This is a genomic window from Peribacillus sp. GL_122, assembly GCF_057835005.1.
Window position 1 is genome coordinate 299,520 of the sequence record NZ_CM174415.1, and the last position, 26,469, is coordinate 325,988.

Annotated in this window: 21 protein-coding genes and 1 pseudogene; 17 read left to right on the plus strand and 5 right to left on the minus strand. The window is 38.5% G+C overall.

All coding sequences use genetic code 11. From position 1 onward, the window contains the following. Positions 1-130: 130 nt before the first annotated feature. Positions 131-2,050: an ABC transporter ATP-binding protein gene (locus AC3ISB_RS01610; RefSeq protein WP_098373466.1), complete on the minus strand. Its 1,920-nt coding sequence runs from the start codon at positions 2,048-2,050 to the stop codon at positions 131-133. 133 nt (positions 2,051-2,183) lie between these two features. Here AC3ISB_RS01610 and moaC point away from each other — a divergent pair, with 133 nt between their 5' ends. Both moaC and AC3ISB_RS01620 read left to right on the plus strand, forming a co-directional pair. Then, entirely contained in the window at positions 2,184-2,690 is a 507-nt protein-coding gene (gene moaC / locus AC3ISB_RS01615) for a cyclic pyranopterin monophosphate synthase MoaC (protein WP_098373467.1), read from the plus strand. A 33-nt stretch (positions 2,691-2,723) separates the two neighbouring features. Next, positions 2,724-3,383 carry a redox-sensing transcriptional repressor Rex gene (locus AC3ISB_RS01620; protein ID WP_034306345.1) on the plus strand — a complete coding sequence of 220 codons (660 nt, stop codon included), beginning with the start codon at positions 2,724-2,726 and terminating at the stop codon, positions 3,381-3,383. Positions 3,384-3,412: 29 nt separating this feature from the next. On the opposite strand, the gene AC3ISB_RS01625 is transcribed toward AC3ISB_RS01620, so the two are convergent. Continuing rightward, positions 3,413-3,625, minus strand: a complete 213-nt coding sequence (locus AC3ISB_RS01625) for a YdiK family protein (protein WP_034306342.1) — start codon at positions 3,623-3,625, stop codon at positions 3,413-3,415. Beyond that, positions 3,622-4,347, minus strand: a complete 726-nt coding sequence (locus AC3ISB_RS01630; RefSeq protein ID WP_141993391.1) for a CPBP family intramembrane glutamic endopeptidase — start codon at positions 4,345-4,347, stop codon at positions 3,622-3,624. The genes AC3ISB_RS01625 and AC3ISB_RS01630 overlap by 4 nt, the downstream gene beginning before the upstream one ends. Before the next feature lie 334 nt (positions 4,348-4,681). Here AC3ISB_RS01630 and groES point away from each other — a divergent pair, with 334 nt between their 5' ends. The 10 genes from groES to AC3ISB_RS01680 all read left to right on the plus strand — a co-directional run bounded on the left by groES (position 4,682) and on the right by AC3ISB_RS01680 (position 18,060). After that, positions 4,682-4,966, plus strand: coding sequence for a co-chaperone GroES (gene groES / locus AC3ISB_RS01635; protein WP_034306337.1), 285 nt, complete (start codon positions 4,682-4,684; stop codon positions 4,964-4,966). Positions 4,967-5,025: 59 nt separating this feature from the next. Further along, entirely contained in the window at positions 5,026-6,663 is a 1,638-nt protein-coding gene (gene groL, locus AC3ISB_RS01640; RefSeq protein WP_098373469.1) for a chaperonin GroEL, read from the plus strand. Between the two features lie 346 nt (positions 6,664-7,009). After that, positions 7,010-9,055 carry a CocE/NonD family hydrolase gene (locus AC3ISB_RS01645; RefSeq protein WP_141993397.1) on the plus strand — a complete coding sequence of 682 codons (2,046 nt, stop codon included), beginning with the start codon at positions 7,010-7,012 and terminating at the stop codon, positions 9,053-9,055. A 26-nt stretch (positions 9,056-9,081) separates the two neighbouring features. Continuing rightward, on the plus strand, positions 9,082-10,374 hold the full coding sequence (locus AC3ISB_RS01650; protein WP_141993398.1) for an MFS transporter: 1,293 nt from the start codon (positions 9,082-9,084) through the stop codon (positions 10,372-10,374). 307 nt (positions 10,375-10,681) lie between these two features. After that, entirely contained in the window at positions 10,682-11,392 is a 711-nt protein-coding gene (locus AC3ISB_RS01655) for a TetR/AcrR family transcriptional regulator (protein ID WP_141993399.1), read from the plus strand. A gap of 492 nt (positions 11,393-11,884) precedes the next feature. Then, entirely contained in the window at positions 11,885-13,225 is a 1,341-nt protein-coding gene (locus tag AC3ISB_RS01660) for a sensor histidine kinase (protein WP_489275378.1), read from the plus strand. After that, the gene (locus AC3ISB_RS01665; RefSeq protein ID WP_141993400.1) at positions 13,222-13,857 is read left to right on the plus strand and encodes a response regulator; all 636 of its coding nucleotides are present in this window, start codon (positions 13,222-13,224) and stop codon (positions 13,855-13,857) included. The genes AC3ISB_RS01660 and AC3ISB_RS01665 overlap by 4 nt, the downstream gene beginning before the upstream one ends. 548 nt (positions 13,858-14,405) lie before the next feature. After that, a complete protein-coding gene (locus AC3ISB_RS01670) occupies positions 14,406-15,737 on the plus strand; it encodes a peptide MFS transporter (protein ID WP_098373497.1) in 1,332 nt (443 codons plus the stop codon). A 730-nt stretch (positions 15,738-16,467) separates the two neighbouring features. Then, positions 16,468-17,175: an SH3 domain-containing protein gene (locus tag AC3ISB_RS01675; RefSeq protein WP_098373498.1), complete on the plus strand. Its 708-nt coding sequence runs from the start codon at positions 16,468-16,470 to the stop codon at positions 17,173-17,175. A gap of 537 nt (positions 17,176-17,712) precedes the next feature. Next, the gene (locus tag AC3ISB_RS01680; RefSeq protein WP_489275381.1) at positions 17,713-18,060 is read left to right on the plus strand and encodes a hypothetical protein; all 348 of its coding nucleotides are present in this window, start codon (positions 17,713-17,715) and stop codon (positions 18,058-18,060) included. A 1,227-nt stretch (positions 18,061-19,287) separates the two neighbouring features. Here the strand turns inward: AC3ISB_RS01680 and AC3ISB_RS01685 are convergent. Next, entirely contained in the window at positions 19,288-19,497 is a 210-nt protein-coding gene (locus AC3ISB_RS01685; protein WP_480340295.1) for a hypothetical protein, read from the minus strand. Between the two features lie 171 nt (positions 19,498-19,668). Here AC3ISB_RS01685 and AC3ISB_RS01690 point away from each other — a divergent pair. The 5 genes and pseudogenes from AC3ISB_RS01690 to gnd form a co-directional block, all read left to right on the plus strand. Further along, positions 19,669-19,860: pseudogene (locus AC3ISB_RS01690) on the plus strand (DDE-type integrase/transposase/recombinase); the annotation flags it as partial. Between the two features lie 145 nt (positions 19,861-20,005). Beyond that, entirely contained in the window at positions 20,006-20,737 is a 732-nt protein-coding gene (locus AC3ISB_RS01695; protein WP_098373501.1) for a GntR family transcriptional regulator, read from the plus strand. Next, positions 20,730-22,274 carry a gluconokinase gene (gene gntK / locus AC3ISB_RS01700; protein WP_480340294.1) on the plus strand — a complete coding sequence of 515 codons (1,545 nt, stop codon included), beginning with the start codon at positions 20,730-20,732 and terminating at the stop codon, positions 22,272-22,274. The genes AC3ISB_RS01695 and gntK overlap by 8 nt, the downstream gene beginning before the upstream one ends. 18 nt (positions 22,275-22,292) lie before the next feature. Next, positions 22,293-23,639 (plus strand): GntP family permease, encoded by a 1,347-nt coding sequence (locus tag AC3ISB_RS01705; RefSeq protein ID WP_076372451.1) that lies wholly within the window; start codon positions 22,293-22,295, stop codon positions 23,637-23,639. A 77-nt stretch (positions 23,640-23,716) separates the two neighbouring features. Then, positions 23,717-25,120: a decarboxylating NADP(+)-dependent phosphogluconate dehydrogenase gene (gene gnd, locus AC3ISB_RS01710; RefSeq protein ID WP_098373503.1), complete on the plus strand. Its 1,404-nt coding sequence runs from the start codon at positions 23,717-23,719 to the stop codon at positions 25,118-25,120. A gap of 229 nt (positions 25,121-25,349) precedes the next feature. Here the strand turns inward: gnd and AC3ISB_RS01715 are convergent, their stop codons facing one another. After that, complete coding sequence (locus tag AC3ISB_RS01715; RefSeq protein ID WP_489275385.1) at positions 25,350-25,577, minus strand: hypothetical protein; 228 nt, start codon at positions 25,575-25,577, stop codon at positions 25,350-25,352. Positions 25,578-26,469 lie beyond the last annotated feature (892 nt).

The window sequence follows — 26,469 nt, forward strand, 5'->3', positions numbered from 1 at the left end:
TGGATAATGTGTATAACTCAAATTAATGGCTAGTGAACGGTAAGTGGTTTGTTAACAAATTTGTGGATAACTTTCAAGCGACGTTTTGAATGGAAAAGAAAAAGACCGAGTCAATTGACTCGGTCTTTTGTCATTCTTCCAGTTCAGTCCATTCTTCGAGAAGCTGGTCCAAACTTTCCTGTGCAGTATCAAGCTTTGTTTGGACCTCCATTACTTTTTCATGGTCCTGAAAAACATTTGGATCACAAAGGAGGTCATTATATTCGTTTATTTCGATTTCAAGAAGCTCCATGGCTGCCTCGATTTCCTCAATGCGCCGTTTTCGCTGGCGTTCAGCTTTTTTTGCTTCTTTATCAATTTTGTAATTCGTTTTTTCTACAGCTGCATCTAAAGTATTAGCCTGTTCCTGCTGTTCAAGTGCTTGGATTTCAGCCTGCTCCTGTTTCTTCTCTAGATAGTAATCATAATCACCGAGGAATTCTTCGTTGCCGTCTTTGGAGAGCTCTATCACTTTCGTTGCTATTCGATTTATGAAATAACGGTCATGTGAAACGAAAAGAATAGTTCCTGGATAATCGATCAATGCGTTTTCAAGCACCAATTTACTATCGAGGTCCAAATGGTTCGTTGGTTCATCAAGAATTAAAAAATTCCCTTTTTGCATCATCATTTTGGCTAGAGCAAGCCGGGCCTTTTCGCCCCCGCTTAGTGTGGAAACGGTTTTCAAAACATCGTCACCGCTAAAAAGGAAATTACCGAGTACGGTGCGAATGTCCTTTTCCGGTTTAAGGGGATAGTCGTCCCATAATTCATTTAGTACGCGTTTATTGGAAACAAGGTTAGCCTGTTCTTGATCGTAGTAGCTGACTTCTACGTTCGTTCCAAAACGGAAACCCCCAGAAAGTGCAGGCAGCTTAGAAATGATCGTTTTCAATAAAGTAGATTTTCCAACTCCATTTGGGCCAACAAGTGCTATGCTCTCACCTTTAGTCATCCGGGAATTTATATTCTTTGATACCGTTTCCCCTTCGTATCCAATAGCCAAGTCCTGGAGGTGAAGTACTTCATTTCCGCTTTGCCTTTCAATCTGGAAAGAAAAATTTGCAGATTTTTCATCACCTTGCGGCTTGTCCAATACATCCATCTTTTCGAGCTGTTTGCGTCTGCTTTGTGCTCTTTTCGTGGTGGAAGCCCTGGTGATATTACGTTGGACAAAGTCGCGAAGCTTTTCAATTTCCCCTTGTTGCTTCTCGAACAGTTTCATGTCCCGCTCATAATCCTCCGCTTTTCCCTCTAGGTAAGAACTATAATTACCATGGTATTTTTTCATGTTATTTCGGGAAATCTCATATACGAGGTTTACTACTTTATCTAAAAAATAGCGGTCATGGGAAACAATAAGGACAGCTCCCTGGTAGCCTTGTAAATATTGTTCAAGCCAAGAGAGGGTTTCGATATCCAAATGGTTCGTCGGCTCATCCAGAATCAATATATCCGGTTTCCTTAAAAGCAGCTTCCCTAATGCAAGCCTTGTTTTTTGCCCACCGCTTAAAGTGGAAATTGGGGTAGAATAGTCAAAGTCAGCAAACTGAAGTCCATGCAATACGGAACGGATATCCGCTTCATATTGATAACCGCCCTTCTCTTTGAATGTCACCATCAAAGTGTCGTATTCATTCAGCACTTTTTGGTAAATTGTTTCGTTTTCAAAGATGTCAGGTCTGGCCATATCAGCCTCAAGGCGACGCAGTTCCTTTTCTTGCTCTATAAGATCCGTGAATACAGTCAGCATCTCATCCCAAATGGTCAGTTCGGATTCCAATCCCGTATCCTGGGCCATATAGCCGATGGTGACGCCTTTTGGTTTGATTATTTCACCGCCATCATGGGAAAGCTGCCCAGCTATGATTTTAAGCAGAGTGGATTTACCGGCGCCATTTCGGCCGACAAGTGCAATTCGATCTTTATTTTGAACTTCGAGCTTCATATTTGATAAAATAAGTTCAGCTCCATAATATTTCGATAGTTGATTGATTTGTAATAAAATCATAGATTTCACCTCAATTGATTATTGTTAGTGTAACGTATTTTAGTTATTATCGGCAACAGCTTGGTTCCAAGCTGAAACAAAAGCTGTTACATAAAGTGGAATAATAGTGTATGATTTAGGAGGGGTTACTTAAATGGGAGACTTAACGCATTTTAATGAACAGGGCAGGGCCAAAATGGTTGATGTGAGTGCTAAGCCTGAAACAACCCGGACGGCAGTAGCTCAATCGAGCATTTTATTGAATGATGAAATATATGAATTGGTCACGAACCATAAAATGAAAAAAGGTGATGTACTGGCTGTTGCGCAAGTTGCAGGAATAATGGCCAGCAAAAATACATCCAATATAATTCCGATGTGCCATCCCATTGCTCTGCAAGGGGTCAATATAGCCTTTGATTGGGAAAAAGAAGAACAAGGATATAGGCTTAGGATTGAAACGGAAGCTAAGACAAAAGGGAGTACAGGTGTGGAAATGGAAGCGTTAACAGCTGCATCCGTGACTGCCTTGACTGTTTATGACATGTGTAAGGCCATTGATAAGGGAATGGTGATCGGGCCTACATTCTTAGTGGAGAAAACAGGCGGAGTGTCTAGTAGCGATTATAAAAGGCAAGTAAAACAAACAGATAGAGATTAAGTTGAAAAGCATGTGTGAAAGCGGGGAAGAACAATGAACCATGACCCAAAGATACCGCAGGCGACAGCCAAAAGGTTGCCATTGTATTATCGATTTTTAAAGAACTTACATTCCTCAGGCAAACAAAGAGTTTCCTCGGCAGAGCTAAGTGAAGCTGTAAAAGTGGATTCTGCCACAATTCGCCGTGATTTTTCCTACTTTGGCGCGCTTGGGAAAAAAGGCTACGGCTACAATGTCAATTATTTATTATCCTTCTTTAGAAAAACACTAGATCAGGATGAATTGACCAAAGTCGCTTTAATCGGGGTAGGAAATTTAGGAACCGCTTTTTTAAATTACAATTTCATGAAAAATAATAATACTAAAATTGAAATGGCTTTCGAAGTTTCTGAAGAAAAGGTCGGCAAGCGAATAGCTGATGTGCCCATCTATCATATGGATCAAATCGATACACTATTGCAGGAAAATAATATTACTGCGGCTATATTGACAGTGCCTGCACAGGTAGCCCAGACGATAACCGATCGTCTAGTCAAAGCTGATATAAAAGGAATATTGAATTTCACACCTGCACGGCTGACCGTGCCTCCATCCATAAGGGTTCACCACATTGACCTGGCCGTGGAGCTTCAGTCGCTCATCTACTTCCTGAAACATTATCCAGTAGTGGAAGAAGCCGCATTGGAGGAATGAAAAAAACGCTGCATCATTGCAGCGTTTTTTTATTTTTTCTTATTTTTTTGTGCGGCTTTAATCTTAAAGTGTAGCATGATCATGCGTAATCCCGATCCAAAATCAAGAGTTGCAATAAGGACAAGTATGTAGGCAAAGAGTCCCCATCCGGAAGAATTGACGGTTTGAATCGCGATAGCGGTAAAAAGAGCTCCTAAGCCTGCATAGATGATGCCCATGAATAATGGTGATTGACGTTTCATAATAAACCTCCGATGAAGGCCTGTGCAGTATCTAGCATCTTCTCAATATCCTCCCGATATACCACTTGAAGGATGATAACAAGCGTATTCATCGCAATATGTGCGCTCATGGAAACAAGAATGCGGCCTGTTTTCGCATAAAGGAAAGCAAAGGTGAAGCCCATTGCCGTATATAAAAGAAGATGTTCAAATTCACCATGCGCCAAGCCGAAAATAACTGAGCTGATTAAGGCTGAAATAAAGAAGTTAAAGCGTTTATGAAGTGATCCGAAAATGATTTTCCGGAAAATTAATTCTTCCAATATAGGTCCAATTACTGAAGTGACGAAAATGACCATGGGGACTTTGTAAATGAGTGAAATAAGTTGCTGCGTATTTTCAGATTCAGACTCCACCCCAAGCATTTGTTCAATGCTGCCGGCAATGCTTTGTGCAAAAAGAGCCATGAACACTCCTGCAATTGCCCATAATACGGACAACGAAACGGAAGTTTGATTTCTCGTGTCCAACTTTTCCCTCATATCTTTTCTTATTAAAAAAAGAATCAATAATAAAGCAACGAGAAAACTGAAGACTATCCAGTATGCTGCAGACTTCACTTCGAGTTCATCTGCCGGCATTCCAGTATAAGACCCGATCAGCATGAAAATGGGTACCCCAACAATACTGGATAATTGCATGGCAATATAAGTGATGATGACGAACCAATATTCTTTTTTCAAAAATGAAAACTCCTTTTATAGTCACCCATCCCGTTCGGAACGTTCCTGATATGGGGACAATCTATAAACGCATACTCCAAAATGGTATCAAATATTGAGGCAGAACACCACTTAAAGGTACCCCTAACATAACATTTCAATTACATTGTTAAGGAAATCATTATGCTAAAGTAGTTTACCCATAATTTATCAGAAATTAATAAAAAATTTTCAATAAGATACTTGCAAAAAAGGCTCGGTTTATTTAATATTATAAATGTGTTAGCACTCGATGATGAAGAGTGCTAATAATCATGAAACAAATTATCAAGAGAATATGAGGAGGTTGTTTCACTTGTTAAAACCATTAGGTGATCGCGTTATTATTGAACTAGTTCAAACTGAAGAAAAAACTGCAAGCGGTATTGTTCTTCCTGATACTGCTAAAGAAAAGCCACAAGAAGGTAAGGTAGTAGCAGTTGGTACTGGCCGTGTCCTTGAAAATGGCGAACGTGTTGCTTTAGAGGTTGCCCAAGGCGATCTAATTATCTTCTCAAAATATGCAGGTACTGAAGTTAAATACGAAGACACTGAATACTTAATTTTACGTGAAAGCGACATTCTAGCTGTTATCGGCTAATTATACATCATACTTAACTGAACGAAAATTTTCTTAAAATTTTAGGGAGGTACTTATAAATGGCTAAAGAAATTAAATTTAGTGAAGAAGCTCGCCGTTCCATGCTTCGTGGTGTGGACGCACTTGCAGATGCAGTTAAAGTAACGCTTGGACCAAAAGGTCGTAACGTGGTTCTTGAGAAAAAATTCGGTTCACCGCTTATCACAAATGACGGTGTGACGATCGCTAAAGAAATCGAATTGGAAGATGCATTCGAAAACATGGGTGCGAAATTGGTTGCTGAAGTAGCAAGCAAAACAAACGACGTAGCTGGTGACGGTACAACTACTGCAACGGTTCTTGCACAAGCGATGATCCGTGAAGGTCTTAAAAACGTAACAGCTGGTGCTAACCCAATGGGTATCCGTAAAGGAATCGAGAAAGCGGTCAATTCAGCAATTGCAGAATTGAAAGCCATTTCCAAACCTGTTGAAAACAAAGAATCAATCGCACAAGTAGCTGCCATCTCTTCAGCTGATGAAGAAGTGGGCCAACTGATTGCAGAAGCAATGGAGCGCGTTGGTAACGACGGCGTCATCACAATCGAAGAGTCTAAAGGTTTCACAACTGAATTGGACGTAGTAGAAGGTATGCAGTTCGATCGTGGATATGCATCTCCATACATGGTTACTGATTCAGATAAAATGGAAGCTGTCCTAGAAAATCCATATATCTTGATCACAGATAAAAAAATCACGAATATCCAAGAAATCCTTCCTGTCCTTGAGCAAGTTGTTCAACAAGGGAAACCGCTATTATTGATTGCTGAAGATGTAGAAGGCGAAGCGCTTGCAACTCTTGTTGTAAACAAACTTCGTGGAACATTCAACGCTGTTGCGGTTAAGGCTCCTGGATTCGGTGACCGTCGTAAAGCAATGCTTGAAGACATCGCAGCTCTTACAGGCGGCGAAGTAATCACTGAAGAAATCGGACTTGATCTTAAATCTGCAACAATCGATTCATTAGGCCGTGCGTCTAAAGTGGTTGTTACAAAAGAAAATACAACGATCGTTGAAGGTGCTGGAAATACAGCTCAAATTCAAGCTCGTGTAAACCAAATCCGTGTTCAATTAGAAGAAACAACTTCTGAATTCGACCGTGAAAAATTACAAGAACGCCTTGCTAAATTAGCTGGTGGTGTAGCGGTAATCAAAGTCGGTGCAGCTACCGAAACAGAATTAAAAGAACGTAAACTTCGTATTGAAGATGCATTGAACTCCACTCGTGCCGCTGTTGAAGAAGGTATCGTAGCCGGTGGTGGTACAGCGCTTCTTAACGTATATAATAAAATCGCTGAAATTCAAGCGGAAGGCGACGTAGCAACAGGCGTGAAAATCGTTCTTCGTGCAATCGAAGAGCCTGTTCGTCAAATCGCTCACAATGCCGGTCTTGAAGGCTCTGTAATCGTAGAGCGCCTTAAAGGCGAAGCAGTAGGCACTGGCTTCAATGCAGCTACTGGACAATGGGTGAACATGATCGAATCCGGTATCGTCGACCCTACTAAAGTAACTCGTTCAGCTCTACAAAACGCTGGTTCTGTAGCAGCTATGTTCTTAACAACAGAAGCTGTTGTTGCTGACAAACCAGAACCTGCTGGCGCTGGCGGCATGGGCATGCCTGACATGGGCGGCATGGGCGGAATGGGCGGCATGATGTAATCATCGCCTAGAACCCTTGGTATATAGAGGGTTTAACGACGATTCAGAATGAGTGCTCACCTAACATGTGAATATTTTTAAAGTTGAAGGCCTCTCACAGTTTACTGTGGGAGGCTTTTTCTTTTTATGTAAAGTAAAATTCAATATAAAAATTCTGAAAATTTTAAGTTGTTTAACACATATTCGGGTGATATACTAATTTCACAAATATAATCATGATTATAAAATTACTATGATTGTTTTGTAATTACGATTAAAAGTTTATAGAAAGCGCTAATAGTTAGTTAAAAATAATGATAATGACCACCTTACGGCGGATGAAAAATGACTAAGAGGAGGATGAGAAATGTCAACAGATTATAAAGAAAAAGAAATTATCACTAATTTTCCTTATGCGTTTCAAACCATTGAAAACACTTGGATTGTTTTAAAAGATGGAACTAGACTTTCAAGTCGTATCTGGTTGCCTGAAGTTAGGGAAGGGCAAAAAGTACCTGCCATTTTGGAGTACATTCCTTACAGAAAAACAGACGGTACAAGGGCAAGAGATGAACCGATGCATGGTTATTTTGCCGGGCACGGTTATGCAGTTGTCAGAGTGGATATGAGAGGTTCGGGGGAATCAGATGGTCTGCTAAGGGATGAATACTTAAAGCAAGAACAAGATGATGCTCTGGAAGTTATTGATTGGATATCAAAGCAAAATTGGTGTGATGGAAATATCGGTATGATGGGTAAATCATGGGGGGGCTTTAATTCCCTTCAAGTTGCAGCCAGAAGACCCAAAAATTTAAAAGCGATTATTACACTCGGGTTTACCGATGACCGGTATAACAATGATATCCACTATAAAGGCGGCTGCCTCTTAAATGATAATTTCTGGTGGGGGGCTATTATGCTAGCCTATCAGGTGCGTCCGCTTGACCCTTATATTGTTGGGGATAGCTGGCGTGAAAAATGGCTGGAAAGATTAGAGGAAATGCCTTTATGGATGGCGCAATGGATGGAGCACCAAACGAGAGATGCTTATTGGAAGCATGGTTCAGTTTGTGAAAATTACGATGACATTGAAGTGCCAGTTCTAGCCATCGATGGTTGGGAAGATTCTTATACGAATACCGTATTAAGTTTAATGAAAGGGCTTTCAGTTCCCAGAAAGGGGATTATTGGTCCTTGGGCACACGTATACCCTCATGATGGTGTTCCAGGACCAGCAATGGGCTTTTTGCAAGAAGCTGTTAAATGGTGGGACCATTGGCTAAAAGGAAAAGAGAACGACGCGATGGATGGACCGATGGTGAATGTATGGCTTGAGGAAAGTATGCCTCCTTCTTCCATTAAACCAGTAAGTAAAGGAGAGTGGATTGGACTCGATTCCTGGCCATCAAATGAAGTGCTAACGCAAACTTATCAATTGACTCATGGTAAATTGCTAGAGGAAAGAGATGAAACAGAAGAGCGAGTGTTATTAAAAACACCTTTAAATCACGGCCTTTTATCAGGTGAATGGATGGGTGCCGGAGTACCGGGTGAAAGTCCATCAGACCAACGATTGGATGATGGTATGACGATGGTATTTGAAGGGGATGTCTTAGAAGGCCCATTAGAAATAGTTGGTTATCCAAGATTTGAAGTACAAATGACAAGTGACAGACCAAAGGCAATGCTCTTCGCACAACTATCAGATGTGGCACCAGATGGAGCCGTTACCCGCGTTTCTTATGGAGTAATGAATTTAACCCATTTAAATGGACATGATCAAGTAGACTTGTTAACCCCAGGTGAAAAGGTAAATGCATTTGTTAATTTAGACTGTTGCGGGCATAAATTTAAAGCCGGGCACCGGATACGTTTGTCCATTGCAACAACTTTTTGGCCAATGTTTTGGCCAATGCCTGAGGATGCAACACTTACTCTGAATCTTGAAACCGCGAAGTTTTCATTACCAATCTTTAAAGGAAGCCGGGTATCTGGACCGAATATGAGTCCTCAAAGCGCCCCATTAACTCCGACAACTATACTTTCAGAGGGAAGAGTCGATCGTTCCATTACATACGATATTTTAACGGATACATGGACTTGCATAACCGATGGTGTTGGAGGGGTATTTGGTGAAGGGGTCTATCGCTTTGATGACATCGATGTTACGGTTGAACACAATTTGAGACGAGAGTTGACATTAAGTAATGCTAATCCTCTTTCCGCGAAATATACAATTTATCAAAAAATGAGGATTGGGCGTGAGGGTTGGTGGATTGACGCTGACATTACCGTTACCCAAACTTCTGATGCAGAAAGCTTTATGATTGTTGGGGAAATGGATGTTAAAGAAAACGGCCGACCGGCATTTCATAAGAATTGGGATCAAAAGATTGAGCGTTCAGGACTTTAAAAAGCCAGGGATTGGAGAGAAAAGAGATGAAAGGTAAACTAAGGAAAAATATACCTACTCTAGTCATATTAATCATTGCAGGTGAAATGATTTATACATTGCCTTATTTTCGAAACTATTATTATGATGTATTCTTAAATGCCTTTCACTTGACCAATACACAAATGGGTACGCTTGGCAGTGCATATGGAGTTTGCTGTTTGATTTCCTATATCTTTGGAGGGTATGTGGCAGATCGATGGAGAACGAAGCACTTGTTATCCATATCCTTATTTGCGACAGGGATTCTAGGCTTTGCTTTACTATTGTATCCCCCTTACCCTGTGTTGCTGCTAATCTATGCAGCTTGGGGTATAACATCCATCATGACCTTTTGGGTAGCGTTAATAAAAGCCGTCCGTTCGTTAGCATCTGAAAATGAACAAGGAAAAGCATTCGGCTTTTTTGAAGGCGGACGCGGTGCTGCCAAAGTTATCGAATCTGCTTTGGTATTAGGACTTTTCGCCTTTTTAGCAAAGCAACTGAGTGACAAGCTGGCATTGTCCTCTGTGATTATTTTTTATTCCGTGATGTGTATTCTTTTAGGGATCATGATTATGTTACTTTATAAGGAACCTGATGGTAACAACAGTAGTGATGAAATAAAAGAAAAGGCAGATAAAAAATTTGATTGGGCAATACTTTTGAGGATTCTTAAAATGCCAACAACCTGGTTGGCAGCCATTCTTATTTTAACGTCTTATGCGATGATTAATAGTTTCTATTATATTACGCCTTATGCAACGGCCGCCTTTGGTGCTTCAACAATAATTGCCGCTGCTTTGGGTTACTTTTCACAATATTGTCGCCCAATCGGAAGTTTTGGCTCTGGCATTATCGGGGATCGAATTGGTATTTCGAATATGGTCATAATTGGCTATTGTGTTCTGGCAATCGGTTTAGCTGCTCTCATCGTATTACCCGGAAAGCCTTCTTTCATCTTATTACTGTTAGTTTTTATAGCGATTATTTATATATCAATGTATGCATTACAGGCAACGCACTTCGCTATTTTGGTGGAAGGAGACTATCCTGTCGAAACAACAGGAACAGTTGCCATGCCCTTGATGATTATTGGGTATAGCGGAGAAATCTTTATGCCAATTGTTGCAGGTGCTTGTTTGGACCACTGGAGTGGTACAGACGGTTATAAGGTATTATTTACTATTTTATTAGGATTGACGATTGTTGGGTTGATTACGGCTATAATTTGGCAAAGAGTAACGAAAGAAAAACGAAAAGAGATTGCGCTTCTGAAGAGAGAAATGAAAGCAAGTTAGCAAAAAACAAAAGGATCAAAAGGTTGCCAAGTGATAGAATAATGAGGTTTTCTTAAAGATCCCCAAAAATGTAAAGAGGCTGGCGATAAACGTTTTGTTTTTTGCCAGCTTTTTATTTTTATACGTTTCTATTGTGGGCTATTGTTCTTTCGGCTTCCATGCCATAGTTTGGTATAATTTATCCATCAGCACTTTATTGATTAGCATGCCACTATAAAATATAGATAAGAATACAGAAAGCTTTGTTTTATAGGGTTCAGTGATTGAAATGGACCTATATCTTTTTAAAAATGTGAGGGGAATAGATATGAAAAAAAAAGAAATACAAATGGGCCGCATGTGGAAATACTTTGTGGACGCAACAGCTGAAATTATCGAAGAAGAAGGTTTAGAGAATGTAACAATAAGGAAAGTTGCGGATAAAGCGGGCTATAATAGCGCAACCATTTATAACTATTTTTCTGAGGTCTCCCATTTGATTTTTTTCGCTTCAATGAAATTCTTGAAATGCTACACAGATGAGGTAGCTGTTTATATTGAAAAAGGAAAAGATCCAATTGAAAAGTACTTATTAGCATGGGAATGTTTTTGTAATCACTCTTTTCAGCAACCACAAATTTTCCATGCGGTTTTTATTATGGACCTAGCCGATCAACCTGAAAAGCTGCTCGAAGACTATTATAAAATCTATCCTTCTGATTTGATTAACATTCCTGAAGAATTAAAGACTATCCTATTCGAACGTAATGTGTCAAAAAGAGGCCGATCCTTTTTAGAAATTGCATTAAGAGAGGGCTACATTAAAGAGGAAAACGTTGATGCGATTAATGAATTGACCATTTTAGTATGGCAGGGAATGTTTACGAATGTTTTAAATAATCGCAAAAGCTACGATTTTCAAACGGCTGCAAAAATCACCATGAACTATATAACAGAGATTGTACACAACGCAAATCTCTTTCATTTTAAAAAAGATCATGCCAATCAGCAGAATCATTCTCTACCATTTGACAAATAAAATTTACTATATATTTGTTTTTCTAGCGACATCGAAAAAGCCTTACTCTATTGATCGAGAAGGCTTGGGATAAGGATATTTATTTTATTATTTCTTATTTACCTTCGATAATCTTCCTAATGCAAAGGCACCGGCTCTTAGAGCGCATTTCTTGCCCCAGAAACGCGCCTTTTTCTTGAAAAACTTAGGTCGTTGAAACGGGACATACCTATAGAATATTAGCCATCCGTGAATGATATAAAACCTCAGTTAAAAATGACGTTACAAAACAGTTCAAGTACATAATGCTTTGTTCAAGATTTAGGGATTACTTGCAAGCTGTTCGAATTTTTGCGCCAGAACCCATTTTTTTATAATTTTCATAATGACGATGAATTACGTATAATGAGATTATGGAATATGGAAGGGTATACCTAACTTTAAATACATACGAAATGAAAGATTTTTATCATTCTATTCTAAGCAAATTAATCTATTAAAGGTGAAATGATTATGATAGCTGGTCTTATGAAGTCTTGGACAATATGGATGAAAATTGGAGTAATTTTATTCGGGGTATTCTTACTATCGTGGTTGGGTCCTGATGAAATTGGTCTTACTGATTTGCTTATTTCATTAAGAGAAGGTGAAGAAACAGGAAATAAGTTAATGCTTGCCGTTTTTTTGTTAATTTCTTTAAATACAGTTTTGGCTTTGTTTCATTATATTGGTGCACTGCTGTTGGGAGACGAAATCGGTGATCGTTTAAACCGTCCATGGTTAAAAATTATCATTCCTCTTATTGTTATTCCTCTCGACTATATCGTGATAAATGCTTATTATTCTTTAACATACTCATTTAGCGCATATGCGTTGTTATTGTTGTTAGCAATCTTATTATTGCAAGCCTTTGAAAAGGATAGGCTAAAGCCAATTATTAAAACAATTATTTGTTCTCAATTAATCTTTGGGATTGAATGGCTGAATGAGATTCCTTCTTTATCCCAATATGGATTTGGCCAAGGGTCGATTTCAAAGGAATTAAAAGATATAGCAGTTCAAATTGGATTTGAGCAATCTTTAACATTGTACAGTTTAACTTTGTGTTTAATTTTTGTTATAAATGCTGTTATTTTAGCTGTGTATTTTTCATTAGCTGAACAAAAGTGGCGGATAAAACAAGAGCTTCATTATGCGCAATTAGAAGCAATGCAGTCAAGATCAGGACGAGAAGCACTATATCTGGTCCATGATTTAAAAACACCTCTCACAGCAATTGAGGGGCTAAATTCTTTAATTAGTTTGAAAGTGGACGATTCTAAAATTAAAGAATATTGTCAAAAAATTTCATCATCGATTCATTCCGTTAGCGACATGATTTCTGAGATTTTATATGATGATAAAAAACATTGGTGCCGTATAAAAGATTTAGTTGGATACGTGGAAGCAAGCAGACTGAGCGGGACAAATCTTAATCTGAAAGTAGACTTTCAAACAGATCCTGAAATTAAAATTTTAATTAATAAAATCCGAATGACAAGGGCATTAGTGAATTTAATTGACAATGCTTACGATGCAGTGAATGGAATAGAAGATGGAAAGATTTTGCTTAAGATAAAATCCTATGAAAATGAACTTTGGTTGGGTGTATCAGATAATGGGAAAGGGATTTCACCTAAAGAGCAGGAGAAAATATGGAAAGCTGGGTTTAGTACAAAATCGCATCCAGGGATGGGTTTAGCTTTCGTACAACAAGTTGCTAAAGGACATGGTGCATCTTTAGAAATTGACAGCAAGCTTGGACACGGGACAAAAATTTGGATAAAACTAGCTGAGAGGAGTGTGTCAAGATGAACATCTTAGTCATTGATGATGATGCATCAATTCAATATATGCTAAGTGAAATTTGTGAATTTGCCGGCTGGAATGTAGATACGGCAAACAACGGAAAAGAAGGGTTAAATGTGTTTGCAGAAAAAGGAGCAGATGTTGTTTTAGTTGATTATCATATGCCGGAAATGGACGGAATAAAAACAGTGGGTGAGCTTCGTAACCTTAATGCTGATGTTCCGATACTTGTATTAACAGTCGATGAACGACAGGAAATTGCTGATCGCTTTCTTGAAGCAGGCGCAACAGATTTTGCATTAAAGCCTGTAAAAGCGCCTGATTTGATTTCAAGAATTCAACTGCATGCACGCCTTGCAAAATTAACTCAATCAGCTACGCAGCAAAAATCAAGTGAAGAAAAGGATGTATTTGTAACAAAGGGAATTAGTAAGAGAACACTCTGTCACGTTAGTGATTTTTTACACTCTAATCGTGAACCTTTTTCCGTTGATACAATTTCTAAAGAAGTTGGTTTGGCTTATCCGACCGTCTATCGCTATATTATGCATTTACTTGATGAAGGAAAAGTAGAAATTATTGTGAGTTATCAAAAAATAGGAAGACCGAAAAATTTATATCAATGGATTGTTGACTAAAAAACTGCCTTAATACAAGGCAGTTTTTTTATTATAATGGGCGTCCCCGTTGCTACACAGACCGCTAATGCAGCAAGACTTTTTTTCTTTTTTTTCTGTATTTTTATATTTTCTGATAATATAAAATTATTTTACAACACTAAAAATTCTTTAAAATTTACATGCTTTCATTGAATGTCATTTTTTTAAGCAATAAGAATTGTTCATTTAAAGAGATTGATTACACTGAGGGGTGACATTGTTAGTGGACTAAGAACGTTGGCTTGGTTCAGGTGTAACCTTAAATGTTGTCAAAATAAACACGGAAATATAGTGAAAACACCGAACATTATGGAAGTTTGCTATCTGATTCTTTTTGCACCAGAGCGAAGAATAAAAAAATGTAAACGCTTACCTATGGTGAGTTGGATGGCATGCGTGGCCATCATCGTATTAGGCGTAGGTGGAACGAACGAATCAATAATAAAATAAAAACCATGCAATTATTTTGTGAATGTAAACGATTTGTGGATGGTTTAATATTTAACCATATTTAGGGGGACTTTATTATGCAAGCAATTTTAAAAAATGATGTTCAGCAGCCAAACCAGTCCAGAAAAAAGCATCCTCCTGGACTGTATATGCTCTTCGCGACTGAGGCATGGGAGCGCTTCAGTTATTACGGAATGAGAGCAATTCTCGTTCTTTACTTAACAGCAACTGTTGTAAATGGCGGGCTTGGAGTCGACAAATCTACGGCTATGGGCATATACGGATTCTTTACTGGTGCCGTTTATATTACGCCAATGATTGGCGGATACTTAACTGATCGTTTCATAGGCAGAAGATTGGCGATCACGATTGGTGGTATTTTAATGGCGCTTGGTAACTTTTCGCTATTCGCAAGTCAGAGTTTGACAGCGCTTTACATTGGTCTTGGTTTATTGATTATCGGTAATGGTTTCTTCAAGCCAAACATCTCGACAATTGTTGGTGATCTTTATGAAGACAACGATCCGCGTCGTGATGGAGCTTTCACCATCTTCTATATGGGTATTAACGTTGGGGCTTTCTTCGCACCATTAGTAGTTGGACTTATGAGCTATAAATATGGGTTCTTGACAGCAGCAATTGGTATGATTGTAGGGCAGTTAGTTTTCAACTTATTAGGCAATCGCTATTTAGGTGATATCGGTAAAGAACCTACTGGTAAACCGGATGTAACAGCTGGTCAAAAATCAGCTGCACCGTTAACGAAAAGAGAACAAAAACGTACAGCGGCTATCGTGATTTTGGCAGTCTTCGTTATTGCCTTCTGGGCCGCTTTCGAGCAGGCAGGAAGTTCATTGACATTGTATGCTAATGACCAAATTGATCGGAATGTATTTGGTTTTGAGGTTCCAACTGCTTGGTTCCAATCATTGAACCCATTATTCATCGTGATTTTAGCGCCAATAATGTCTGCTTTATGGTACAAGCTTGGCAGCTCAAAACGCGGTGACTTAAAAACTCCAACGAAGATGGCTCTTGGTTTAGTCACTGTTGGTTTAGGTTTCTTAGTACTGCTTCCTGCTGTTATGTATACAGGAAACGATACAGCGCTGAAAGTAAACATCCTGTTCATGATTGTAACGTATTTCCTTCATACATTAGCCGAATTAATGATTTCGCCAGTTGGTTTATCAATGGTAAGTAAAATTGCTCCAATCAAGCTTGCCTCTCTTCTAATGGGAGTATGGCTGGCAAGTTCCGCGGTGGCTAATATGGTAGCCGGCCAATTAGCTGCATATACACAGTCTTTAGGTTACCTGGAAATCTTCAGTGTAATTGGTTTTGTAACAATTGGTTTAGGTATTGTATTATTGCTTCTTTCGAAGCCAGTAGCAAAGCTGATGAAATAATGAGAAAAGGAGCTCGACCCAAAAGGCGCATAATGTGCCTTTTGGGTCGAGCTTTTTTATTTAGTATAAAAAAATAAAAGAATCGGTCCAAACTGGGGTAGAGGAGTCACCACAGCGGCCCAAACCAGAAAGGAATGATTCTCTTATGAAACATAATCATCTTTCTTTTAAAGAGAATACCATGGATAACCGGTTTCGGTGCAAGAAATCCATCCAACTTGCTCACACCCATAAAACAGTAATGAAACAAGTGCACATCATATAAAGTTATTTATATAATACGGACTATAGTAAGTATCGAAAATAATAGAAGAAACTGATCAAAAAGAAGCCTTTGCTCAACAGAAGCAAAGGCTAAATTGTGATTCGGAATTAAACATCAATAAAAGAGAGAGCTTTTGTAAAGTATTAGCTCTCTGCACATAATTGTGTGTATTTAAAATGGATGCTAAGGACTTCTATTTTTTTTTGCCCGAAAAATCATTTCACTACGGGACCAGGCGCCAGGCCCAACCAGATGTAACACCCACAATGGATAAGGATAGATAGAGGCTATGCAAGAGAAGGAGGGAAGCGAATAGATGATCTAATCCTAGATGGAAACAGAAGAAAGGAAAAGGAAATCTTATCGGTATCCCTAACAACTTCTTGATAGGCTATACTTATCTAGACAGAAAATTTAAGGTCAGGTAGACTACAGATACAACTAGTTATAGAAAAGAGGTCCGATATGCGACGTGATATACAACTGAATGAACGAGCTTTCTCATCCAAGGAAGTGGCAGAAGAAGTGGGGATTGCAACTCCCACTGTTCGAAAGTATGGTCAAATCTTAGAGCGGAATGGATATGAGTTTTTGAAAGATGGAGATCGACGTATCTTTGTTCAATCTGACATCGTAGCGCTTATAGCGCTACGCGATACGGACAAGCCCCTAGACGATACAGCTAAAGACCTTGTATCTCAACAAAAAGAAAGATTAGAAGAATCCAATGAAACACAGATAGCGATACCCGATACATATGAAAATTTACCCTACGATCCCAATCAATTAAACGAGGCCCTAATGTTTTTAGTCAATGAACTCGCAGCCACACGTGAAATGAATGTCCAACTGACAAACGATATGTCACAGCTTAAAACAAAGGTTTCCCGGCTCCAGCAGGATCATCATGTTATAAGTTCTAGTATTGGAAATTCAGCGCAAAGAACTAATGCTAAAATTGAACAATTAACTGAACAACAAAATACCCATTACGAAACATTGCTGGAACAAGAAAAACAAAAAAGTGAACTCTTACAAAAAGAAATACAAAATATGCGGGACGAACAGAAAAAAGAATGGAGTTCACAAAATGAATTTAATAAACGTTTAGAAGTGACTATACAAAAACGTTCCGAAAAATGGCGGGGGCTTTTCTCCATATTCAAAAAATAAGGTGACTGTTTTTTTGCCTAGCTGTGTATTGTAGAAACATTTGATAAATCTTTTTTAAATAAATAATGATGGATAAAAGCATTGAGTTGCGAATCCACAAAACTTATAAAAAATCATAGTGCCATATATGATTCGCGTAGCTAAAACACAGAATTAAGAAAGAATATTTCAAATTCACAGGAGTTGGTACCTGCTATGTAAGAGCTCGGGACACCAATGTATCGGACGTTCTACCAAAGGCAAACGAAGGCCCAATTGAAATTCATTGGAGATTTGTTTAAGCGATATGCATCCAAAACAAAAATACACAATTTGAAGCAAGCAAAAAAGGCAGTTTGATAAAATGGGAGTTGAGGCGGTTAAGAACTTGCATTCAAAAACAAGAGTCATCCTTACTAGAGTTGATCCAGACAGGGATTGATCAGCTCTTTTTTTGTGTGTTTCATATCGCTCGGCGATATAACTTGCAAATAAATTCGAAACATTTAGGTTTAATAGAAAAGCGGCGTTCGATATGCAAACATGAAAAACATCCTAATGAACGAGTATTCTTTTCTAAGGAGTGGAAGAAGAAGTGGGGATGCAACACCCACTGTTCAAAAGTATGGTCAAAACTTAGACCGAAACGGATATGAGTTTTTAAGATGGCGGTTGCCTATCTTTATTCAATCTGACATCGAATCGCACATAGCGTTACGCGATACGGACAAGTCCCTAGAGGGTACAGCTAAAGACTTTGTGTATCTACAAAAAGATAGATTAGATGAATCTAATGAAACAGAGATAGCGATACCCGATATATATGACAACTTAACCCATGATTCCAAACAAATAAAAGAGATTTTAATTGTATTAACCAATGAACTCCAGCTACGCTTGAAATGAACGTCCACAGACAAAGGATATTTCTCAGCTTAAAACAACGGTTTCGAAGCTCCAGCAAGATCCATGTCCCTAATAGTGTTCCTTAAGAAAGGTGCTTATCGGTTCTTTTGTGTGTTTCGTATCGCTGGGCGATATAACATGAAAATAAATCCACAGAACCTTTATCTTTTATAGAAAGGGAGGTCCGATATGCTACAAGATATACATCCGAATGAATGAGCATCCTCTTCCAAGGAAGTGGCAAAGAAGTGGAGATGCAAAATCAATGTTCGAAAGTAAGTTTAATACGTAGAGCGAAATGGATAATTGTTGTTAAAATATGGAAATTAACTCCCCTTCGTTCAATCCGATATCGAAACGCTTAAAGCGTTACGCGATACGGGCAACCCCCTAAACGATAAAGCAAGAGACACTTGTATCATGAAAAAGAAAGATTAGATGGAACCAATGAAACAGAGATAGCGATACCCGATACATATGACAATTTAGCCCATGTTCTCATTTGATTAAAAGAGAGCTTAAATTTTTAATCAATGAACTCGCAGCTACGCGTGAAATGAACATCTCACTGACAAACGATATGTCATAGCTTAAAAATGAACAACAAAAAACCCATTACGAAACATTACTTCAATAAGAAAAAGGTTTCATTACCTTTTTTTTAGTCTCTTTTACGATATTGGGGTGTTAATAACTATTTAAACCTAAGGCAATCAAATCGAAAGTGTAAATTCTATTCAGAATCATTATTTTCAAGTTTCAACAATTTCCCGAGAAATATCTACAAATTCTGAGTAGATATCGACAAAATTAGAAGCTTCTAAAAGATGTGGTAAAACATAAGTACATTGAAAAGAGTTAATATGGCTAAATTCTTAGCCAGGCACACTTATTGGGTAAAATTGATATCAATGCAGTAATTATTGCAGGATTTTCAGATAAAGTTGCAAAGATATATTTTTATGATGGCTTGATTTTTTACCTTACTAGTAATAAGTCGGTAACTTTAGCTTTGGTAGTGGGGTATTAAAATAAAGATTCAGATAAGAATGTAAATAACGTATATGATGACGCTTTTTTAACTTATATACAAGTTGCAAAAGAGGATTTCTATATCGAGCATAACGAAGAGTTTAATATTAATGTTGAATTACAAACAACAAAGCAGTGATCCCAATTTTCGGGATGCACTGCTTTGTTGTTTGTAGATTTTCTACGCATTTATAATTAGCTCGATAACTTCTTACCATTCCGTAAATCAAAATCAGCAAAATCCTGAACCCTTTCGATTTTACCAACCAAGAAAATGTAGGACATGGCTCCCGCAAAGGTTATACAAGCAATAAAGGTAAGTGCAGGAGCAAAATCACCGCTCTTTGCCAATCGGTATAATAATTGATGCTGTACCACCAATGAAATTGAAGATACCTCCAGCAATCCCAATCAGCCTTTTTGGGGCAAGCAATGAAACAAACACCCAGGTGATTGAAGCGAAACCGTTTCCAAAAAAGGCGATACACATGAATAAAATAACTAGATTAGTATTGTCAACGAAATTCGCTCCAATGATTGAAGTGGAAAGCAATAATCCTGATATTACCGGAACTGTATCTGAACAACATTGTGGAATAAGATCATCGTTTTACAAAAACGGATCCGTTCCATGTGGGGATTGAATTCGTTTCGAACAGCGATTATATTTTGAGTGGTATCGAAGCTATGCATAGGGTTAAAAAAAACCAACCTCATCAACGGGCAAAGTCTGCCCAAAATGAGGTTGGATTCATTCATAAGTTATTTTTGCACCAGAACCTTCTAAAATCCCAACAAACTTTAACTATATTAACCAGTATCCGGTTACATTCAAAATGCTTGCATTATTCATTATCTTTATTATAGAATACTTGTATACAAGTGTACTTGAACTCTATTAGAAGGTGAATTTATGGCTGAATCAAAGGAGTTTCTATATCCTGTAAAATGGCTTTCGAAAGCTTCAGCTGGTGATCGCGTAACATCCGAGCTTAGAATGCGTATTATTTCGGGGATGATTGAAAGCGGTGCCATCCTATCTGAAAATAAAATAGCTGCCGATTTCGGTGTAAGCCGCTCACCAGTTCGTGAAGCGTTAAAAATATTGGCCTCTGAAAATATCATCCGATTGGAAAGAATGGGTGCGGTTGTCATTGGTTTAACAGAAAAAAAATATGCAGAAATTTATGATGTGCGTATACTCATCGAAACGTTTGTATTCGAACGTCTAGTAAAGATGGAAACGAATGAATTAGTGATGGAACTTAGTAAAATACTGGAAATGATGAAAATTTCCATAAAATACCGAGATGCTGATGAGTTTTCCTATCAGGATGTCCTATTCCACGAAACGATCATTCGGTCCATCGATCATTCCTACATCCTGATGATCTGGGATAATTTAAAACCTGTGATGGAAAGTTTGATTCTTCTATCCATGCGCAGTCGTTTTAAAGAAAAGTATGAAGACTTTACACGGATCATAAATAATCATCAACTTTATATTGATGCGATCAGAACAAAAAATAGGGACCTCATGATTAAGTCGTTACATGAAAACTTTGATGATGTTCAAGGGAAAGTTGAAGACTTATGGATGGCCCAACAGATGCTTTCAAAAGGAGTCGAACAAGAAAATGACTAGCTATATGTTAGGTGTAGACATCGGTACAACAAGTACAAAAGCTGTATTATTCACTAAAAAAGGCGATGTCATCCAGCAAGAGAATATTGGTTATCCTCTTTACACACCGGATATGACAACAGCGGAACAGGACCCTGAAGAGATTTTTCAGGCCGTTTTGAAAGCCTTTACAAATATAACGAAACAGCATTCAGATAAACAGATATCTTTTATTTCATTTAGCAGTGCGATGCATAGTGTTATAGCCATGGATGAAAATGACCAGCCGCTGACCCGTTGTATCACTTGGGCAGATAATCGCAGTGAAGCTTGGGCCCATAAAATAAAAGATGAATTAGATGGGCATGAAGTTTACAAACGGACCGGAACACCGATACACCCAATGTCACCATTATCCAAAATCACCTGGATCGTGAATGATCACCCAGAGATCGCAACCAATGTTAAAAAGTACATCGGGATTAAAGAATATATCTTTAAAAAGTTATTTGATCAATATGTTGTCGATTATTCCCTTGCTTCATCGATGGGCATGATGAATCTCAAAAATTTGGATTGGGATGAGGAAGCCCTAAGAATTGCCGGAATAACGCGTGGGCAATTATCTGAACTCGTACCAACAACAAAGGTCTTTAACAACTGTGACCCGAATTTAGCCAAACAGATTGGGATTGATCCACAAACCCCCTTTGTCATTGGGGCAAGTGATGGTGTCCTTTCAAACCTAGGTGTAAACGCTATCCGGAAAGGCGAAATCGCTGTCACGATTGGGACAAGCGGTGCGATTCGGACGATTATTGACGAGCCGAAAACAGACGAAAAAGGAAGAATCTTTTGCTATGCCCTAACGGAAAAGCATTGGGTGATTGGCGGGCCGGTAAACAATGGCGGGATGGTCCTTCGCTGGATTCGCGATGAGTTTGCTTCTTCCGAGGTAGAAACGGCTAAAAGACTCGGAATCGACGCTTATGAAGTCTTGACCAAGATTGCCGAACGTGTAAGACCAGGCGCTGATGGATTGTTATTCCATCCATATCTTGCAGGTGAACGTGCACCATTATGGAATCCGGACGTAAGGGGTTCATTTTTCGGATTAACACTCTCGCATAAGAAAGAACATATGATTCGAGCGGCTCTAGAAGGAGTCATTTACAATTTATATACAGTATTTTTAGCCTTAACCGAATGTATGGACGGTCCCGTGACCCGAATTCAAGCTACGGGAGGCTTCGCAAGGTCAGCTGTTTGGCGGCAAATGATGTCCGATATTTTCGAATCGGAAGTCGTGGTTCCAGAAAGCTACGAAAGTTCGTGCCTGGGTGCTTGTATATTGGGGTTATATGCCACCGGGGAAATTGATTCCTTCGAAGTCGTTTCTGAAATGATAGGCAATACCCACAAGCACACACCGAAAGATGATTCTGTTAAAGAATATAGGCAACTACTGCCGATTTTCATTAACCTATCAAGGGTATTGGAAAACGAATATACACAGATTGCGAATTATCAAAGAAACTTAATAAATGCTACAAAGTAAAGACATGGAGGAATTACAATGCCATTAGTTATTGTCGCTTTAGGAATTGTCGCTTTATTAATATTAATAATGGGCTTAAAATTAAACACCTTTATTTCCTTGATCATTGTATCGTTTGGAGTGGCTTTAGCACTTGGGATGCCACTTGATGGAATTGTCAAAACCATTGAAGCTGGATTAGGCGGGACACTTGGTCACTTAGCGTTAATCTTTGGACTTGGAGCGATGTTGGGTAAGTTGATCGCAGATTCAGGCGGAGCGCAGCGCATTGCCATGACCCTTGTTAAAAAATTCGGTGAAAAGAATATTCAATGGGCTGTAGTGGCAGCATCATTTATTATCGGTGTCGCATTGTTTTTTGAAGTGGGATTAGTATTATTAATTCCAATCGTATTTGCAATTTCAAGGGAATTGAAAGTTTCGATATTGTATCTTGGTATTCCAATGGTTGCAGCATTATCGGTAACACACGGTTTCTTACCGCCGCACCCAGGACCAACCGTTATCGCTGGTGAATATGGTGCTGACATTGGTCAGGTTTTACTTTACGGCTTCATTATTGCGGTTCCAACCGTTATTTTAGCTGGACCAGTATTTACGAAGATAGCTAAAAGATTAGTACCTGAATCATTTACGAAAACAGGCAGCATTGCCTCTTTAGGAGAACAAAAATCATTTAAACTTGAAGAAACACCTGGATTTGGGATCAGTGTATTTACTGCTTTACTTCCGGTTATATTAATGTCAATTGCTACGATTATCACTTTGATGCAAAAAACAATGGGATTTGAAGATAATGGTCTACTAGCAGCTATCCGTTTTATTGGTGAGGCAGGTACGTCCATGTTGCTTTCCTTATTATTTGCGGTCTATTCAATGGGATTAGCAAGAAAGATTCCAATGAAAGATATTATGGAATCTTGTACATCAGCAATCTTGCATATCGGAATGATGCTTTTAATCATAGGGGGCGGAGGAGCCTTCAAGCAAGTATTGATCGACGGCGGTGTAGGTGACTATGTAGCTGAATTGTTCAAAGGAACATCATTATCACCAATCTTGCTTGCCTGGATCATCGCGGCAATCCTGCGTATTTCCTTAGGATCTGCTACCGTTGCTGCCTTAACGACAGCTGGTTTAGTAATTCCGATGTTAGGTCAGACGGACGTTAACCTTGCTCTAGTTGTGCTTGCTACAGGAGCGGGAAGTTTAATTGCTTCACACGTTAACGATGCTGGTTTCTGGATGTTTAAAGAGTATTTTGGTTTAAGCATGAAAGAAACATTTGCAACGTGGACCTTGCTTGAGACGATCATTTCAGTAGCTGGATTAGGATTTATTCTATTACTAAGCTTATTTGTATAAGCCTTTCCTGGCAGTAAATCCCCCACTATGGCAGGGATTTACTGCCTATTATTCTTACATAGAAGGAGCAGAAATAAATGTACAATACAATTGGTGTCATTGGTTTAGGGGTAATGGGCAGTAATATCGCTTTAAATATGGCTAGTAAAGGGGAACGAGTAGCTGTCTATAACTACACAAGAGATTTAACGGATCAGCTTGTAGCTGAATTGGATAGTCAGTCGCTCCATCCGTATTACGAAATCCAAGACTTTGTTCAGTCACTTGAAACTCCAAGAAAGGTTTTTCTAATGGTGACTGCGGGTAAGCCGATCGACTCGGTGATCAATTCATTGCTTCCTCATCTTGAATCAGGCGATATTATCATGGACGGCGGTAACTCCCATTACGAAGATACTGAACGCAGATATGATGAATTGAAATCTAAAGGAATCAGTTATTTGGGAATTGGTATTTCTGGTGGAGAAGTCGGGGCATTAAAGGGACCTTCAATCATGCCGGGTGGAGATAAAGACGCCTATGAAAAAGTAGCTCCGATTCTGACAAAAATCGCAGCACAAGTAAATGATGATCCTTGCTGTACCTATATCGGTCCAAAAGGAGCAGGTCATTTTGTAAAAATGGTACATAACGGGATTGAGTATGCAGATATGCAATTAATCGCCGAAGCCTATACATTTTTAAGAGAAAAGTTGCATTTGGAAGTTCATGAAATTGCTGACATCTTTGAAACATGGAATCAAGGCGAACTGAAAAGTTATTTAATCGAAATCACTGCTGAAATTTTAAGGAAAAAAGATGAAGTAACCGGCTTACCCTTGATCGATGTGATTCTTGATAAAGCAGGACAAAAAGGTACAGGCAAATGGACCAGCATGCAAGCTATTGATAACGGAATACCAGCATCGATTATTACTGAGTCTTTGTTTGCTCGCTACATTTCCGCTTTAAAAGAAGAACGGGTTAATGCAGAAAATATTCTAACAGGCCCTGAGAACGATCAGCAAAAATTAGATAAAAATGAGTGGATTGACTATATTAGACAAGCATTATATATGGGAAAAGTTTGTGCATACGCGCAAGGTTTTACTCAATATAAAATGACTTCCGAACTTTACGGCTGGGATTTGCCTTTAAAGGATATTGCGCTGATTTTCCGTGGTGGCTGCATCATTCGTGCAGAATTTTTAAACGTCATTAGCGAAGCCTATCAAGAGCAGCCGAATCTGGCTAATTTATTAATCTCACCATATTTTGCCGAAAAGGTTACGGATTACCAGGTAGGATTGCGAAAGGTTGTCTGTGAGGGAATAAATTCCGGTATCTCGTTTCCATGTTTAAGCGCTTCACTCACTTATTACGATAGTTATCGAAAAGGCATCTCAAATGCTAACCTTTTGCAAGCACAACGTGATTATTTTGGTGCACATACCTATGAACGACGTGATTTGGCAGGAGTCTTTCACACAAACTGGCAGTGATGGAAAGTGACAAAGACACAGTCATTTTTCAATAACCGTTCATGAATATGAGACAGGTACTTTACTTCAATAAGAGAGTTGCTTTGGCAGCTCTTTTTCTTATGTAACAAAAAGTGGGTCTATCTATATATTAAAACAAAGTTATTGGAGGGGGTGTGCGAGACTCCTGCGGGAAAAGCGTGTCCAAGGGAGACCCCGCAGGCTGTAATTAAAGAGGAGGAACTTTTAGTTATGGCATTTTAATTGGTGCATTCAATTGATAATAATCCCTATATGATCGATAAGATACAATTTTTTTATCCTGATAATGTCCATCCAACTGCAAAATTTTAGATTTATTGGTTTCTAAATAATAATTATACCCTTCTGTTTCTAAAATATAGATGGCATAGGAAATTCCAAGCATTTGTTTCTTGGTGACTTTTGCATCAGGGTGATGTTGTATAAAATCAGCCAATTATTGTACAGATGTTGATGGAATGTCTGCGATATTAAATAATGTTTCCTTAATATTAGTCTTTACTTTATTCAAAGTAGTTTTTGCTTTATGTTTGATTTTGTTGGAACGCCTTGTCATAAATATCACTCCTACTCTGATTATAGTTAAAAGATTTATTATGTTATTTCCAATCAGCAAACGGAGTAAACACAAATTTGAACCCTGGGAGAACTTCTACTAAAAGAGAAAAAGTCTTGGTGTGAAAGATAATGTTTTTTGGTAGGTTTAATACTCAGTATAAGTGGTATATAAAGGATATCGGTTTATAGCAGTTTATTCCCCCTGCTACCTTAATTATGTTAGGGGTTCTTTACGAAAGTGTATCGTTTCATGAATAATGTCGATAAGTAGCACATATTCTTCTTTTGATTATTACCAATTATTTTCAAATAATAAAGGAGTGATATATCATGAGGCAAATGTGTATTTACTGTTTTAAATGGGCTGATATAGATACGATGACACCAATTTTTGAACAAGGTAGGGAGTTCGTCAATTATTATTGCGAAGATTGTGTTACTGATGTTATGGATAATTTGTTTAAGCTCCCATACAAACATGGTCGTTCCTATTCCGATGTATGCGAACAATCAAGAACCCACTAGCATCAAGCAAAGCCTTTTAAAAGTTAAGCGATTGCTCATAGGCCATCTCAAAAGAGAAGGGCTTTTTTTGTTCGGATTTGTCCTCTTCCTAATAATATTGCATTTACTTACTTTATTTAAATATGAATGGGAGCATGTGTATCATCGCTCAAATCCCTTAATATAGGGGGGGCGGGGATTCAGGAATGAGTGCTCACCTAACATGTGAATATCTTTAAAGTTGAAGGCCTCCCACAGTTTACTGA